We start from the raw sequence: 16,131 nt of genomic DNA, 5'->3' as shown, positions 1-16,131 counted from the left end.
GGAGATCTAGTCACTGGCGGTCTGGAGCAGGTGTGGAACAACTTACAAGTCACTTGATTCGCTGCGCTCACCCTGTGGGCCAGCCTGCGGCTGTTACTTCGCTGCGCTTCGTAGCTCTTGCTTGCCCAAGAGAAAGTAACCAAAGAGAAGGGCACCCCGACATCCGGCCCCGGCTACGCCGGGGTTCCCTCGCTCCATCACCGCTCCAGGGGCACGCCACGAAGGGCCATCCCTGGCCCATCGCAGCTCTCGCGACATCCATGTCACTCAACCCCTTCCACGGCGATTCCACTCGGCCTCCTGAAGGGGATTTGGGCGTCGTCTGTTCCATCGCAGTTTAAGAGCAAAGGCAAAAGCTAGACGCCGCCAATTTCAACTCCGCGAAGCTTAAGCAAGCTTGCGACCCGGTCCCGTCAGAAGGCCAAGCCATTGGAGCACACACTTATTTGCCAGTCCGGTATCACTCACACTTCCCCAAACCATCCGAAGTACTTTCTCTCTGCCCCAACCGAAACTCGTCGACGTTCATTTAACTGTCACATTCGTTTCATAGAGTGGTCACGTGGCCTGCAGATACTTGGGCCCGTTCCATCCAACACTATCCTGCTAGGAGCAAGGCATGAAACTGAAGCGTTTGATGGCGGCCCTGACTTTCGCCGCCGCTGGCGTAAGCGCCGTATCTGCTGTAGCCGCCGTCGACCCGGCTCTGCCGAACTACGAAAAGACTTCCGGTGTGTCGGGCAACCTGTCCAGCGTCGGTTCCGATTCGCTGGCCAACCTGATGACCTTGTGGGCAGAAGAGTTCAAGAAGAACTACCCCAACGTGAACATCCAGATCCAGGCCGCTGGTTCCTCCACTGCGCCACCCGCGCTGACCGAAGGTACCGCCAACATGGGTCCGATGAGCCGTCCTATGAAGGACAGCGAAATCCAGGCCTTCGAAGAGAAGTACGGCTACAAGCCGACCGCCGTTCCGGTTGCCATCGACGCCCTGGCGGTATTCGTGCACAAGGACAACCCGATCAAGTCGCTGTCGATCGAGCAGGTCGACGCGATCTTCTCCAGCACCCGTCTGTGCGGTAATGACAAGGACATCAAGACCTGGGGTGATCTCGGTCTGACCGGCGAGTGGGCAAACAAGCCGCTGCAGCTGTTCGGTCGTAACTCGGTATCCGGCACCTACGGTTACTTCAAAGAAGAAGCCCTGTGCAAAGGTGACTTCAAATCCAACGTCAACGAGCAGCCGGGTTCGGCTTCCGTGGTGCAGTCGATCTCCAGCACCCTGAACGCCATTGGCTACTCGGGTATTGGCTACCGTACCTCCAGCGTTCGCGCCGTACCGCTGTCCAAGAAGGGCGGTGAAGCCTTCGAAGCCTCGGAAGAAAACGCCCTGGCTGGCAAGTTCCCGCTGGCCCGCTTCTTCTACGTCTACGTGAACAAGGCGCCGAACCAGCCGCTGAGCCCGCTGGACGCCGAGTTCATCAAGCTGGTGCTGTCCAAGCAGGGCCAGGACGTCGTGATGAAAGACGGTTACATCCCGCTGCCGTCCAAGGTAGCCGAGAAAGCGATGAAGGAACTGGGCCTATAAGGCTTCCAGTGTGATGGCCTGGCTCTGGTAGCCCGGCCATTCGACGAACCCGCCACCTTATGGGTGGCGGGCTTCGTCATGTCAGCAGGCTGTAATCTTTCTGTCACACAAGCTCGCTAAATTGACAAGCCTGGGCAGCCGTATGCGCTGCAATCAAGCTCGCGCAGAGACTTCTCGCATGAATGACTTGGCAAACGAATCCATGAACCGTTCGCAGAATCCGCTAGGGATCGACTTCAATACGCCTGCCCTGCAACGCAAGCGCCGTATGCGCGCGTTGAAGGATCGTATGGCGCGTTGGTATGTCTCCATCGGTGGTCTGGCGGTTCTGGGCGCCATCACCCTGATCTTCTTCTATCTCGCCCACGTTGTGCTGCCCATGTTCCAGGGCGCTGAACTGACCTCTCGCCAGGCTCAGCAACCGGCCTGGCTGGCTGAGGCGCAAGCGCCGTTGATGCTGGCCATCGAGGAACAGAACCAGGTGGCCATGCGCCTGGACGCTTCCGGTGCCGTGCAGTTCTTCGAACTCAAGACCGGCGAAGCCCTGCAGCGTCTGCAGTTGCCGTTGCCGCAGGGTGTTTCGGTTGCGTCCGTCAGCCAGGATCAGCCAGGCACGCGCCGCGTGGTACTGGGCCTGTCCAACGGCCAGGCGCTGATCATTCAGCACAACTACAAGATCAGCTACCCGGATAACGTGCGCACGATCGCACCACAGATCGAGTACCCCTACGGTGAGGCAGCGATCGAGGTCGATCCGCAAGGCCGACCACTCGAGCACATCGCCATCAACCTCAACAGCGGTACGCTGATGCTGGCCGGCTCCACCGGCAATGAGCTGCACCTGATCAGCCTGAGCCGTGAAGAGAACTTGTTCACCGGCGAGGTGAGCGTCAGCGAGGAGCGCATCAACCTGCCGCAGATCGGTGAGCCGATCAGCCAGCTGATTCTCGACCCGCGTCAGATGTGGTTGTACGTATTCAACGGCAGCTCCAGTGCCGATGTTTTCGACCTGCGCAAGCGCAGCCTCAATGGTCGTTACGAGCTGCTCAAGGATGCTTCCAACAGTGTGACTAGCGCCACCAGCCTGCTCGGCGGTATCTCGATCATGATCGGTGACGCCAAGGGCGGCATCCAGCAGTGGTTCATGGTGCGTGACAAGGACGGCAAGTCCACTTTCCAGTCGATCCGCAGCTTCCAGCTGGGTAGCAGCGCGATCACCCAGATCCTGCCTGAGGAGCGCCGCAAGGGTTTCATGGCGCTGGATGCCGACGGTCGCCTGGGCATTTTTCACAGCACTGCGCACCGCACTCTGCTCAAGCAGCAGGTCGCCGAAGGCAGCGCCATCGCTGCTCTGTCGCCACGCGCCAGTCGTGTACTGGTGGAGTCGGATGGCAAGCTGCAGCGTTTCCTGGTCGACAACCCGCACCCGGAAATCTCCTGGAGTTCGCTGTGGGGCAAGGTCTGGTACGAAAGCTACCCGGAGCCTGACTACGTCTGGCAGTCGACCTCGGCCAACACCGATTTCGAGGCCAAGCTGAGCCTCTCGCCGCTGGCCTTCGGTACGCTCAAGGCGGCCTTCTACGCCATGCTGCTGGCTGCTCCGTTGGCCATCGCGGCAGCGATTTACACCGCCTACTTCATGGCGCCGCGCATGCGCACCAAGGTCAAGCCGGTGATCGAGCTGATGGAGGCGCTGCCGACGGTGATTCTCGGCTTCTTTGCCGGCCTGTTCCTCGCGCCGTTTCTGGAGAACCACTTACCCGGCATCTTCAGCCTGTTGTTGCTGACGCCGGTAGGCATTCTGCTGTTCGGTTTCCTCTGGACCAAGCTGCCTGAGTCCGTGCGTCATCGCGTTCCCGAAGGTTGGGAAGCGGCACTGTTGATTCCGGTGGTGATCGCCGTGGGCTGGTTCTCCATCGGCATCAGTGGTCATCTGGAAAACTGGCTGTTCGGCGGCAATATGCGCCTGTGGCTGTCCAACGACCTGGGCATTCCCTTCGACCAGCGCAACGCCCTGGTGGTGGGCCTGGCGATGGGCTTCGCGGTGATCCCGAACATCTACTCCATCGCCGAAGACGCCGTGTTCAGTGTGCCCAAGAGCCTGACTTTCGGCTCCCTGGCCCTCGGTGCGACGCCCTGGCAGACCCTGACCCGCGTGGTGATTCTTACCGCCAGCCCGGGCATCTTCTCGGCGCTGATGATCGGCATGGGGCGCGCGGTGGGCGAGACCATGATCGTACTGATGGCCACCGGCAACACGCCGATCATGGACATGAATATCTTCGAAGGCATGCGCACCCTGGCGGCCAACGTCGCGGTGGAAATGCCCGAGTCTGAAGTTGGCGGCACTCACTACCGTGTGTTGTTCCTGGCCGCCATGGTGCTGCTGTTGTTCACCTTCGTCATGAACACCCTGGCCGAGCTGATCCGTCAGCGTCTGCGCACCAAGTATTCGTCGCTCTAAGGTTTTGGAAGGTATATGTCCGTGAAACAGAACAACCTGAAATCCTGGTACAAGAGCGGCGCTCCGGGCGTGTGGATGAGCGGTGGCGCGGTTGCCATCGCCATCATCATGACCCTGGGTCTGCTGGCGGTGATCGCCTCTCGTGGCCTGGGCCACTTCTGGCCGGCCGACATCCTCGAAGCCGACTACCAGGTACCTGGTCAGGAAGCACGGGTGATGCTGGGTGAGGTGGTGCAGGTCGAGGAAGTGCCGCGCGCTCGTCTCGCGGCCGCAGGCCTGCCGGTCGCCGAAGAGGGCGGCGAATTCATGACCCGCGAGCTGATGAAAGTGGGTAACCGCGAGCTGTTCGGCGCCGACTTCACCTGGGTGGTCGGCGAGTGGCTGAGCAACCCGCGCAAGCCAGCGGGCATTACGGTGCTGGAGCGTCGCGAATGGGGCAACTTCTACGGCAACCTGGTCAACGTCAAGGAAAGCGGTCAGGTAATCGCCGAGGGTGATGCGGCCTGGGCTGCGCTGCAGGAGCGTCTGGATCGCGTCGATGATCTGCATGCGCAACTGGTGCGCCTGGAGAAGAAAGACATCGGCCGCATCAACCACAGCCTCGAGCGGATCCGTCTGGAAGGCCGCAAACTGCAGTTGCAGGGCAAGCTGGATGACGCCGCGCAAGCTGACATGGACGCTCGCCGCGATGCGCTGAATGCCGAGTACAAGGTGCTCGAAGAGCGCATGGTGGCACTGACCCAGCAGATCAACCGTGACAGTGTGACCCTGAGCGCCAGCGATGGTCGTCAGACCGAAATCGAACTGGGCAAGATTGTCCGCGCCTTCCGTCCGAACGCCATGGGCACTGTCGACAAGCTCGGCTTCTACGCCATGAAGCTGTGGGAATTCGTCAGCGACGAGCCGCGTGAGGCCAACACTGAAGGCGGTATCTTCCCGGCCATCTTCGGCACCGTGCTGATGGTCATGCTGATGGCGGTGATCGTTACCCCGTTCGGCGTGATCGCTGCGGTGTACCTGCGTGAATACGCGCACCAGGGCGCACTGACCCGCGTCATCCGCATCGCGGTGAACAACCTGGCGGGCGTACCGTCGATCGTCTACGGCGTATTCGGCCTGGGCTTCTTCGTCTACGTGCTGGGCGGCTCGATCGACCAGCTGTTCTTCCCCGAGTCAGCCCCGGCACCGACCTTCGGCACCCCGGGCCTTATGTGGGCCTCGCTGACCCTGGCGATCCTTACCCTGCCGGTGGTGATCGTTGCCACCGAGGAAGGCCTGGCGCGGATTCCGCGTGCAGTGCGCGAAGGCTCGCTGGCGCTTGGTGCGACCAAGGCCGAGACGCTGTGGAAGGTGGTCATCCCGATGGCCAGCCCGGCGATGATGACCGGCCTGATCCTGGCCGTGGCACGTGCCGCTGGTGAGGTGGCGCCGCTGATGCTGGTGGGTGTGGTGAAACTGGCACCGACCCTGCCGCTCAACGGCAACTACCCGTACCTGCACCTGGATCAGAAGATCATGCACCTGGGCTTCCACATCTACGACGTCGGCTTCCAGAGCCCCAACGTCGAGGCTGCGCGTCCGCTGGTTTACGCCACGGCGTTGCTGCTGGTGATCGTCATCGCCCTGCTCAACCTGACCGCGGTCTATATCCGTAACCACCTGCGCGAGAAGTACAAGGCGCTGGATCACTAACGCAGCTACGAGTCGCGCGCCACCGGCGCGCAGCTTGCAGCTTGTAGCTACGAACGGAGTGAGTTTATGCAACATGAAACCCATACCCACGGTATCGATCTGGCCGCACTCGGCCGCGACAAGCAGAGCCTGAGCCTGGCCAACGAGACCACGGCCATCGCTGTACCGGGCCTGAACCTGTACTACGGCCAGAAGCAGGCGCTGTTCGACGTCAAGATGGATATCCCCAAGCAGCGTGTGACCGCCTTCATCGGCCCGTCCGGCTGCGGCAAGTCGACCCTGTTGCGTACCTTCAACCGCATGAACGACCTGGTCGACGGTTGCCGCGTGGAAGGTGAGATCAACATCGACGGGCGCAACATCTACCGCAAGGGCGAGGACGTGGCCGAGCTGCGTCGCCGCGTCGGCATGGTGTTCCAGAAGCCCAACCCCTTCCCCAAGAGCATCTACGAGAACGTGGTGTATGGCCTGCGTATCCAGGGCATCAACAGCAAGCGTGTGCTCGACGAGGCGGTGGAGTGGGCACTGAAGAGCGCGGCGCTGTGGGATGAGGTCAAGGACCGTCTGCATGACTCGGCGCTGGGTTTGTCCGGCGGTCAGCAGCAGCGTCTGGTCATCGCCCGTACCGTGGCCGTGCAGCCGGAAGTGCTGCTGCTCGACGAACCCTGCTCGGCTCTCGACCCGATCTCCACGCTGAAGGTCGAAGAGCTGATCTACGAGCTCAAGAGCAAGTACACCATCGTCATCGTGACCCACAACATGCAGCAGGCGGCGCGTGTCTCCGACTACACCGCGTTCATGTACATGGGCAAGCTGATCGAGTTCGGTGACACCGATACGCTGTTCACCAACCCGGCCAAGAAGCAGACAGAAGACTACATCACCGGTCGCTATGGTTGATTTGACCCCGTAGGGTGCGCTGTGCGCACCGGTTGCAGCTGCCCTGTGGTGCGCACGGCGCACCCTACCCGGACTTTCGCGGAGCGAAACATGATCAACAAAGACAACCTTACCCAGCACATCTCCCAGCAGTTCAACGCCGAGCTGGAAGAGGTGCGCAGCCACCTGCTGGCCATGGGCGGCCTGGTGGAAAAGCAGGTCAACGATGCCGTTACCGCGCTGATCGAGGCCGACTCCGGCCTGGCCCAGCAGGTGCGCGAGATCGACGACCAGATCAACCAGATGGAGCGCAATATCGACGAAGAATGCGTGCGCATTCTCGCCCGTCGCCAGCCGGCGGCCTCCGACCTGCGCTTGATCATCAGCATCTCCAAGTCGGTGATCGACCTCGAGCGCATCGGCGACGAGTCGACCAAGATCGCCAAGCGCGCCATCCAGCTGTGTGAGGAGGGCGAGTCGCCGCGTGGCTATGTCGAGGTTCGTCATATTGGCGATCAGGTGCGCCGGATGGTGCAGGAGGCACTGGACGCCTTCGCCCGTTTCGATGCCGACCTGGCCCTGTCGGTGGCGCAGTACGACAAGACCGTCGACCGCGAGTACAAGACCGCGCTGCGCGAACTGGTCACCTACATGATGGAAGACCCGCGTTCGATCTCCCGCGTGCTCAACGTGATCTGGGCGTTGCGCTCGCTGGAGCGCATCGGCGATCACGCGCGCAACATCGCCGAACTGGTGATCTACCTGGTGCGTGGCACTGATGTGCGCCACATCGGTCTGACGCGCATGCGTGAAGAGGTCGAGGGCAAGTCCAGGGACTGACGCCTGCTTCGTGCTGACGGCCCGGGAAATCCCGGGCCGTTTCGTTTGCGCGATTTGTTGCACGTCCGACGTTTTCCGTTGGCCTTAGGCCACTGGCCATGACTATGCTTACTGCCATTCGTACAGGAGTGGCCGATGAGCAAAGTCAGTGTGCTGGTGGTGGATGACGCGACCTTTATCCGTGATCTGGTCAAGAAAGGGCTGCGCGATAATTTCCCCGGCGTACAGATCGAGGAAGCGATCAATGGCCGCAAGGCCCAGCAGATGTTGAGCCGTCAGGTGGTCGACCTGATCCTCTGTGACTGGGAAATGCCGGAGATGTCCGGCCTCGAGCTACTGACCTGGTGCCGCGAGCAGGACAACCTGAAAACCACTCCCTTCATCATGGTCACCAGCCGTGGTGACAAGGAGAACGTGGTGCAGGCGATCCAGGCTGGTGTTTCCGACTACATCGGCAAGCCCTTCTCCAACGAACAGCTGGTCACCAAGGTCAAGAAGGCGCTGAGCCGCGCCGGCAAGTTGCAGACCCTGGCTGCCAGCGCACCGCCGAAGATGCTCAGCAGCGGCAGCTTCGCCAATGACTCGCTGGCCGCGCTCACCGGCGGCAAGGCCGAGGTGGTCAAGCCCAGTGCTCCGGTGCCGGCTGCGGGCCAGGCTGAGCCTAGCGCAGCACCTGCGCCGGCAGCCCCGAGCAAGTCGCCAGCCGGTCGTGGCCAGGGTCAGCTGCGTTTGCCGGCGGGTAGCATGGCTTGTGTGATCAAGGCGCTGAGCCTCAAGGAGGCACTGCTGGTGGTCAAACGCACCGAACAACTGCCGCAGGTGCTGGAGAGTGCAGTGCTCGACCTGGAGCAGGGCGAAGCAGCGGAAACCGCTCGGCTCAATGGCTACCTGCATGCGGTGGTGGCATTCGAACCCAAGCCCGACAGCGAATGGCTGCAACTGACTTTCCGATTCGTCGACCGTGACCCGCAAAAACTCGATTACCTCTCGCGGCTGATCGCCCGCGGCACTGCGCAGAAGCATTTCAGCCCCGGCGCGTAGCCGTATGCAATCCGCGGCGCTGTGCCGACCAATGGCGGTGAGCCGGTTCACAGCCTGACGGTCGGTGTCTCGCGCGCTCCGTGCTGCGCTGCTAGTCTTGCTAACCCGGATATCAAAAAGCCATAAGATCCGAGTCGTTATGCTAGGGCGTCTGATTATTCTCTGCAGTCTGCTGGCCTGTTGCAGCCAGGCCGCTGCGCTGACCATCTACAAGTACGTCGACAAGAACGGCGTGGTTACCTATAGCGATCAGGCTGCGCCTGGCGCGCAGGTGTTCGTGTTCAACGATCGCATGGTCGAGCGCTTGGACAACCAGGTGAAACTGGAAACCAAGAAGCACGAAGCCGGTGAAACCCTGCTGATTCGCAATGACCTGTACGCCCCGGTGGAAATCGAACTGAAGCTGGAGCAGGTACAGAACGCCATCGGCGCGCCGGACAAACCGATTCGCTGGGTGTTGCCACCGCGCAGCAATATCCGTCTCGCCACCCTCACCGCGCAGGATGCATCGAAGCCGCTGCGCTACAAACCCAGGTTGCGCTATGCCCTCGGTGATCCGCGTCTGCAGCCGAGCATCCATCGCTATCCGCTGCCCTGGCGTGGCGGTCCGTTCCGTCAGACCCAGGGCGCCAACGGCACCTACAGCCACTTCACGGCCAAGGGCCGCTATGCGGTGGATATCGCCATGCCTGAAGGCACGCCCATCGTCGCTGCACGCGCTGGCATGGTGGTGAAGACCGAGAACCAGCAGAGCGGCCGTGGCAACAACCCGGCCGGCAACTTCGTGCGCATTCTGCATGACGACGGCACCATGGGTGTTTACCTGCACCTGATGAAGGGTTCGGTCGGTGTGCGTGAAGGCCAGCGGGTAGAAACCGGCAGCCTGTTGGCGCGCTCCGGCAACACCGGCAACAGCACCGGCCCGCACCTGCATTTCGTGGTGCAGCGCAACGTGGGTCTGGCGGTCGAGTCCATTCCCTTCAACTTCCGTCAGCCGGTCAACAGCCTGCCGAATTTCGCCGTCGGCGGCGAATAGTTCGACAAGGCCTGTCGGCTACGTTCTTTCCCCGGATATCGTCCCAGCGTTTTTGCGCGCCCCCACATTCCTGGGGGCTTCTTCTGCTGCGCGATGCCGCCGTTGCGCATCGCGCACCCTACGGTACGTGCGTGTACCGCGGACGGGGCTGGTGCCATCGGTAGGGTGCGCTGCGTGCACCGCGTCACCGCTGATGCTGTGGTTTGCCCGCTCTCTGCGGCGTTTTCCTTAAGTCACCCCTCTGTGCTGTCGCCTGTGTAATCGGTACGTCCGCCATCTGCGCGACGCAGGCGGAAGTTGGCCTTCCGCTCGTCGTTCAGCAGTCTGCAAGCGGAAAGGATCTTTCACCTGGCGGAGCGCCTAAAGCCCTCTAGATCAAGGGTTTCAGCTGTTGGCACCGCTATTGCTATCTCACAGGAAAACGGGTGTCCGACTATGGCTATCGATTCAGATTACGTTCAAAGCATGGCGACCCAACTGGCCCAATACGAAATTCAGGGCCAGTTGGCCAAGGCCAATCGCAACCAGGCCGCCTACAAGGCGCAGCTCGGTGCGTTGACCAGCCTGGATACCGCGCTGAAAACCTTCAAGACGGCTGCCAGCGGTCTCAAGCTGGCCGGCAGCAGCATGCTGGTCAACAGCGCCAGCTTCAGCCAGGAGGGTTATGCCAGTGCCACGGTGGGCACCAAGGCCGTGGCCGGCAGTTACGACTTTTTCGTCCAGCAATTAGCCAGCAAGAGCCAGGTTGCCCTGCAAGGGCTGCAGGACGGCGACCTCGGTAGTGGCAGCCTGACCATCGGCAAGGGCGGTGAGGCGTTCAACATCGACCTCGGTGCCGTGGCCACGCTCGACGAGCTGGCCGCAGCCATCAACGGCGCGAGCGACAACAATGGCGTCAAGGCGACCCTGGTTCGCAGCAATGGCCAGGTCAACCTGGTGCTGACCAGTGAGAAGACCGGCGCCGACCAGGCCATCAGCCTGAGTGCCACTGGCAATTCTGCGGTTGCAGGCGCGGTGAGCGGCAGGCAGGAGCTGTCCGTGGCCAAGGATGCCATCGTGCGCCTGGGTGGCGAGACCGGCATTGAACTGAGCAGTACCAGCAACACCTTCGACAACATCATCGATGGCGTCAGCCTGACCTTCAACAAGGCGCACAAGAGCGGTGATACGCCGCTGACCATGGAGGTCGGTCAGGACCAGAAGGCCACCAAGGAGAAGGCGCAAACCTTCGTCAGTGCCTTCAATGCCCTGATGATCAGCTTCGACTCGCTCACCTCCAGCGGTGGCGAGAGTGGCGGTCGTGGACCTCTGGCTGGCGATGCCAGCGTGCGCGCCATCGAGACCATGCTCAACCAGTTGGTACGCACCTCGTTTGGGGGGGTGAGCCTCACCGAGTTCGGCATCGTTGCCGACCGAAACGGCAAGCTGACCATCGACAACGCCCGCTTCGAAAAGGCCGTGGCAGCAAACCCGGAAGGCTTCGAGAAGCTGTTCACCGACAAGGGCAACCTGCTCGATACCCTGGACAAGAACCTGGCGGTCTACACCAGCAGTGCTGGCGGCCTGCTGACCAATCGCAAGGACACCCTCAACACCCAGCTGCGCCGTGTCGATCAGCAGTTCGACACGATCCAGAAGCAGTACGACTCCTACTACAGCCGCTATCTCCGTCAGTACACCGGTCTTATGCAGACCATGGCGGCGATGGAGCAGACCTACGGAATGTTCTGATGAGTGCCTACAACCTCAACGAAAGTTACGACAGCTATCGCACCGTGGACCTTGAGGCGCGTGCTGCTTCGGCCTCGCCCTATGAGCTAGTGCTGGTGCTGTTCGACGGCCTCCTCGACGAGCTGGCGCGTGCCCGTGGCCATATCGAGGCCAAGCGTTACCAGCAGAAGGGCCAATCCCTGGAGAAATGCCTGAACATCCTCGGCGGTCTCAATGGTGCCCTCGACTACGAGAACGGCGGTGAGTTGGTGCAGGGGTTGGCGCGACTCTACGACTACTGCATCTACCGCCTCTCCGATGTCAGCGTCAGCCTGTCGCTGGAGGGGTTGGACGAAGTGGTCGGCTTGCTCGGTGTGTTGCGCGAAGGTTGGGAAGGCGTGAATGCAACGCGCAAGTGAACTGCGCGCGCTGCAGCAACTGCACGCGCAGTTGGCGCAGGCGCTAGAACAGGCTGACTGGACGCGCATCGGTGAGATCGATGCGCTGATCCGTTCCTGCCTGCAGTTACTGGCCGGGCTACCGACGCTGAGCGACGAAGTGCGCGAGGCCAGGCGGCATCTGCAGCAGTTGCACGGACAGGCGCGTATCGCCTGCGCCGAAGAGTGCGAACGGGTGCGTCGGTTGTTGCTGACGCACCTGGAATACGCCGAAGGGCGCAGCGCTTACATGCGCGTCGATCTGTATCAGGGTGGGAGATAAAACGTGCTGCAACTGATCAATGCCAATGCCCAGGTGAGTCTGACGGACTCCGCCGCGCAAACCCTGCCGGCCGGTTTTGCCCAGGCTCGGAGCGCTGGTGGTGAGACGCCGCCGTTCGATCTGCACATGGCCGTACAGGGCTTCACCACCGAGCTGGGGGCACCGCTGAGCGAGGATGCCACTCCCATCAAGGTCACCCTCAGCGAAGCGGATGCCGAGCAGTGGCTGGCCAGCGTGCTGGACCAGCAGGCCGTGCGTATCGAAGCGCGTGAAGCACCCGAGCAGGCGCTGCACGAACCGTTGTCTCAGGACGACCCGGAGCAGATCGAACAGGCTGCCATGTTGCCTGCCGAGCTCCCTGGCCAGGCCCGGATACAGCCGCAGCCGCGTGAGCCGTTGCCCGCTCAGTCACCATACAGCGCCAGTGCTTCAGCGCTCAGCCAGCAATCGTTGTCACCCCAGGTCGCGGCGCCAATACCGCAGATGGCAGTCGAGATAGCGATACAGACAGCGGCGCCGGCAGTGGCGACTGAGGTCATCGAGACGAGCGATCTCGAACGCCTGCCGAGCATCAGCACGGATGCCGACAAATCCATCCCCGCCAGCGCAACCTCCGCCGCCGCGACTACTACGCCGCTGACTGCCGAGCGTCCGCTCAAGCTGCATGCGCCTCAGGCGCAGTGGGGCGAGCAGATGCTGGCCAGCCTGCGCGAGCAGGTGGACGTGCAGATCAACCAGCGCATACAGAACGCCACCATCCGTCTCGACCCGCCGGAGCTGGGCAGCCTGGAAATCTTCCTCAGCCATGAGTCTGGCCGTCTCAGCGTGCAGCTCTCGGCTGCCAATGCCGATGTCGCCCGTCTGCTGCAGCAGACCAGCGAGCGTCTGCGTCAGGAGCTGGTCGGCCAGAACTTCGTGCAGGTCAACGTGCAGGTCTCCGCCGATGCTCAGGGCGGTCGTCAGCAGCAACAGGCGCAAGCGCAGCGCTGGCTCGCCGAGGATGAGGTGGCCGCTGCCGTCGCGCTGCCCGCTGGCGGCGAGCGCAACGCTGGGCTATCGACCAGCGACGTGCTGGTCACCGTTTAATTTCCCGTTAGTGAATCGAGATAAGTCATGACAATGCCGCGCGTCCTCCTGCTGCTGGTTATCTTCAACACCCTGGTGGTGGTTGGCGGCACCATCTTCAATTACGCCACGCTCAATTCCATGCAGACCGGCCAGGCCGTGCTCGGCATTTCTGCTGGCAACGCCGGCAGCGAGGAGCAGGAAGCCAACAGCGAGTACCGCTTCTTTCCGATCGAGAAGGTGATCGTCAGCCTGAAGGGGAAAAGCCGCGAGCATTACTTCGTGCTCGATCTGGTGCTGCAGACCGACCTCGAAACCGATCCGAAGAAGCTCGAGCAAATCGATCCGATGGTGCGCAATTCGGTGGTCGCCCACCTGTCTGCCATGACCTTCGAGACGCTGCGCGGCATGCCCATTCCAGAGCTGCAGAGCACGCTGGAAAGCGCGCTGTTCGATGACTTCGCCAGCAAGAAGCTGGCGATGCCGTTCGCCAACGTGCTGGTCAGCAAACTGATCGTCCAGTAGGTACCGTCGCCATGAACGCCAACTGCGCCATTGACTATCGCTACGCCGCCGAACAGGGCGGGGCTGCGCTGTTCGCCCCAGGGGCCGAGCAGAAGTGGCTGTTGCAGTACCTGCCACTGGTCAAGCGCATCGTCAGTCAGCTGGCGTTGCAGGCCAATCAGGTGCTCGACCGCGAAGACATGGAACAGATCGGCCTGATGGGTTTGCTCGAATGCCTGCGTCGCTATGGCACGCCGGACGAGCAGTTCGGTCGTTTCGCCGCGCTGCGCATCCGTGGTGCGATTCTCGATGAGTTGCGCCGCCAGGACTGGCGCCCGCGCCAGGTGCGTCAGCAGACCCACAAGATTCGCGACGCCATTCGCCAGTTGGCGCGGCAACTGGGTCGTGTGCCGCAGGAGGAAGAGATTCTTCAGGCGGCCGGCATAAACGCCAAGGAATACCAGGAGTTTCTCCAGGCCGATGCCTGTGAGGCCATCGAAAGTCTCGATGAGTTGCTGCAGAACGGTCACGAGGGGTTCGCCTGTGGCAGCAGTGCGGTCGAGGACCGTGTGCTCAAGGAGCGCCTGCTGACTCAGGCGCTGAGCCAGCTCAGCGAGCGTGAACGACTGGTGCTGACCCTTTACTACCAACATGAGCTGAGCCTCAAGGAAATCGCCCTGGTGCTGGAGCTGAGCGACGCGCGCGTCTGCCAGTTGAGCAAGCAGGCGATCGCCAAGGCCAGTCGCTACCTGAACGAGAGAGGCTAGGGTGCAGAAGTTATTAGGTGCATTGATCATCGTCGCCTGCGTGCTCGGTGGCTACGTCATGGCCCATGGCGAACTGGCCATGCTCTGGCAACCGGCCGAGGTGATCATCATCGTCGGGGCGGGCTTTGGTGCTCTGGTAGTGGCCAACCCCAAGGACGTGTTGATCGAGATGCTGCATCAGATCAAAGGCGTGTTCGTCTACAAGAAGCGTGGCGAGGAATTCCAGCGCCAGTTGTTGATGCTGCTTTATGAGCTGCTGGAGATGGTCGATGTCGGCGGCCTCAAGGTGCTCGACGCGCATATCGAGGAGCCGGAGCAGAGCGAACTGTTCGCCAAGTACCCGCTGATCCGTCAGGAGAAGAACCTGATGGCCTTCATCGCCGACAACTTCCGCCTGATGGCCATGGGCAAGATCAGCGCCCACGAACTCGAAGGCTTCCTCGAGCAGGAGCTGGAGGCGATGGAGCATGTGCTGATGCAGCCGTCGCGCTCGCTGCACAAGATCGGCGAAGCCATGCCGGGCTTCGGTATCCTCGCGGCGATCCTCGGCATCGTCATCACCATGGGCAATATCGGCGGCTCGGTAGCCGAGATCGGCGCTCACGTCGCCGCAGCGCTGGTGGGCACCTTCCTTGGCATCTTCATGTGCTATTGCGTGATGGAGCCCTTGTCGAGTGCGATGGGCCAGCGCATCAAAACCGAGATGTCGGCGCTCGAGTGCGTGCGCACCACCCTCGTCGCCCACGTTGCCGGCAAGCCCACGCTGCTGGCGGTGGACGCCGGGCGCAAGCTGATCGAGCAGGACGTCAAGCCGGCGTTCAAGCAGCTGGAGATCTGGGTCAACCGTTACGAAGATGAAAGGGACGCGGCATGAAACCGCGTGCCGGTGAAGGCCATGAAATCATCATCAAACGTCGTGGCAAGAAGGGCGGCCACGACGAGCATGGCGGTGCCTGGAAGGTAGCCTTCGCCGACTTCACCATGGCCATGATGGCGCTGTTCATGGTGCTGTGGATCATCCAGCCACAGACCCAGGACGCCAGCCGCGCCAATGCCGACATGCTGAACAATCCGCTGGTCGACGGCGGTGCCGGCATCTTCGATGGCACCAGTACCACGCCGCTGGACCTCGATGGGGTGCCGGTGCAGGTCAGCCCGCGTCAGGATCGGGAAAATCAGGCGCGTACACCCGAGGAAGATCCCGGCGCTGAACAGGGCGATGGCCAGCCGGGGCCCGCCCGCCGGCCACACTATGCCGAATCGCAGCAGATGCAGGATTTGGCCAAGCTGATGGAGGCGCTGGCGCTGCAACTGGACGCCGAGGCCAACATCGAAGTGCAGGTGGTACCGCAGGGCTTGCGCGTCCTGATCAAGGACGATGCGCAGCGCTTCATGTTCAACCGCGGCAGTTCCCACCTGAATCCGCACTTCGAAAAGCTGCTGCAGCGTCTGGCTGGGATTCTGGCGCGGGTGGAAAACCATCTGATCATCAGCGGCCACACCGATTCCATGCCCTATCGCGGCGTGGTTGGTGGTTACAACAACTGGAACCTCTCCGGCGACCGTGCGCTGCGTGCACGCAACGTGATGGTCGAGGCCGGGCTGCCGCCCAGCACGGTGCTGCAAGTCACCGCTCAAGCAGATGGCATGCCCTTGTTACCGAGTGATCCAGAGAACGGCGCCAATCGCCGCATCGAGCTGCTGTTGCTGACCAGCCAGGCCGAAGGCCTGTACCGCGAGTTGTTCGGCGATACCCAGGTGCGGGTGGAGTACCGTGCCGAGGGTGCTCAGCTCAGCGCACCGGAGTCCTGACCCATGACTTGTT

At 61.9% G+C, this 16,131-nt stretch carries 15 protein-coding genes; all 15 read left to right on the top strand.

Annotation, left to right across the window (positions count from 1 at the left end):
• The first annotated feature begins 619 nt into the window (after positions 1-619).
• The 15 genes from RTH74_RS07940 (at position 620) to RTH74_RS07870 (ending at position 16,118) form a co-directional block, all read left to right on the top strand.
• On the top strand, positions 620-1,588 hold the full coding sequence (locus tag RTH74_RS07940) for a PstS family phosphate ABC transporter substrate-binding protein (RefSeq protein ID WP_106734706.1): 969 nt from the start codon (positions 620-622) through the stop codon (positions 1,586-1,588).
• A 178-nt stretch (positions 1,589-1,766) separates the two neighbouring features.
• Complete coding sequence (locus RTH74_RS07935) at positions 1,767-4,052, top strand: ABC transporter permease subunit (RefSeq protein WP_316914295.1); 2,286 nt, start codon at positions 1,767-1,769, stop codon at positions 4,050-4,052.
• Between the two features lie 15 nt (positions 4,053-4,067).
• Positions 4,068-5,744 (top strand): phosphate ABC transporter permease PstA, encoded by a 1,677-nt coding sequence (gene pstA / locus RTH74_RS07930; protein WP_179543361.1) that lies wholly within the window; start codon positions 4,068-4,070, stop codon positions 5,742-5,744.
• Between the two features lie 66 nt (positions 5,745-5,810).
• On the top strand, positions 5,811-6,644 hold the full coding sequence (pstB, locus tag RTH74_RS07925) for a phosphate ABC transporter ATP-binding protein PstB (protein ID WP_013713351.1): 834 nt from the start codon (positions 5,811-5,813) through the stop codon (positions 6,642-6,644).
• Between the two features lie 90 nt (positions 6,645-6,734).
• Positions 6,735-7,463 carry a phosphate signaling complex protein PhoU gene (gene phoU / locus RTH74_RS07920; RefSeq protein WP_099524911.1) on the top strand — a complete coding sequence of 243 codons (729 nt, stop codon included), beginning with the start codon at positions 6,735-6,737 and terminating at the stop codon, positions 7,461-7,463.
• A gap of 135 nt (positions 7,464-7,598) precedes the next feature.
• Positions 7,599-8,504: a response regulator gene (locus tag RTH74_RS07915; RefSeq protein WP_099524910.1), complete on the top strand. Its 906-nt coding sequence runs from the start codon at positions 7,599-7,601 to the stop codon at positions 8,502-8,504.
• Between the two features lie 139 nt (positions 8,505-8,643).
• Positions 8,644-9,540, top strand: a complete 897-nt coding sequence (locus RTH74_RS07910; RefSeq protein ID WP_099524909.1) for a peptidoglycan DD-metalloendopeptidase family protein — start codon at positions 8,644-8,646, stop codon at positions 9,538-9,540.
• Positions 9,541-9,975: 435 nt separating this feature from the next.
• A complete protein-coding gene (gene fliD / locus RTH74_RS07905) occupies positions 9,976-11,271 on the top strand; it encodes a flagellar filament capping protein FliD (protein WP_316914294.1) in 1,296 nt (431 codons plus the stop codon).
• The gene (gene fliS, locus RTH74_RS07900; protein ID WP_099524907.1) at positions 11,271-11,669 is read left to right on the top strand and encodes a flagellar export chaperone FliS; all 399 of its coding nucleotides are present in this window, start codon (positions 11,271-11,273) and stop codon (positions 11,667-11,669) included. The genes fliD and fliS overlap by 1 nt, the downstream gene beginning before the upstream one ends.
• Positions 11,653-11,970, top strand: coding sequence for a hypothetical protein (locus RTH74_RS07895; RefSeq protein WP_099524906.1), 318 nt, complete (start codon positions 11,653-11,655; stop codon positions 11,968-11,970). The genes fliS and RTH74_RS07895 overlap by 17 nt, the downstream gene beginning before the upstream one ends.
• A 3-nt stretch (positions 11,971-11,973) precedes the next feature.
• Positions 11,974-13,056 carry a flagellar hook-length control protein FliK gene (locus RTH74_RS07890; RefSeq protein ID WP_316914293.1) on the top strand — a complete coding sequence of 361 codons (1,083 nt, stop codon included), beginning with the start codon at positions 11,974-11,976 and terminating at the stop codon, positions 13,054-13,056.
• 27 nt (positions 13,057-13,083) lie between these two features.
• Positions 13,084-13,560: a flagellar basal body-associated FliL family protein gene (locus tag RTH74_RS07885; protein ID WP_316914292.1), complete on the top strand. Its 477-nt coding sequence runs from the start codon at positions 13,084-13,086 to the stop codon at positions 13,558-13,560.
• Positions 13,561-13,571: 11 nt separating this feature from the next.
• Positions 13,572-14,306 carry a FliA/WhiG family RNA polymerase sigma factor gene (locus RTH74_RS07880; protein ID WP_099524904.1) on the top strand — a complete coding sequence of 245 codons (735 nt, stop codon included), beginning with the start codon at positions 13,572-13,574 and terminating at the stop codon, positions 14,304-14,306.
• A 1-nt stretch (position 14,307) separates the two neighbouring features.
• Positions 14,308-15,180, top strand: coding sequence for a flagellar motor stator protein MotA (motA, locus tag RTH74_RS07875; RefSeq protein WP_099524903.1), 873 nt, complete (start codon positions 14,308-14,310; stop codon positions 15,178-15,180).
• Positions 15,177-16,118: a flagellar motor protein MotB gene (locus RTH74_RS07870; RefSeq protein ID WP_179543354.1), complete on the top strand. Its 942-nt coding sequence runs from the start codon at positions 15,177-15,179 to the stop codon at positions 16,116-16,118. Before motA ends, RTH74_RS07870 begins: the two co-directional genes overlap by 4 nt.
• The last annotated feature ends 13 nt before the right edge of the window (positions 16,119-16,131 follow it).

This window comes from Pseudomonas sp. zfem001 (genome assembly GCF_032621725.1).
Taxonomy (GTDB): Bacteria; Pseudomonadota; Gammaproteobacteria; order Pseudomonadales; family Pseudomonadaceae; genus Aquipseudomonas; species Aquipseudomonas sediminis.
Note: the sequence above shows the minus strand (reverse complement) of the source record. Positions and strands in the feature narration are given on the sequence as shown.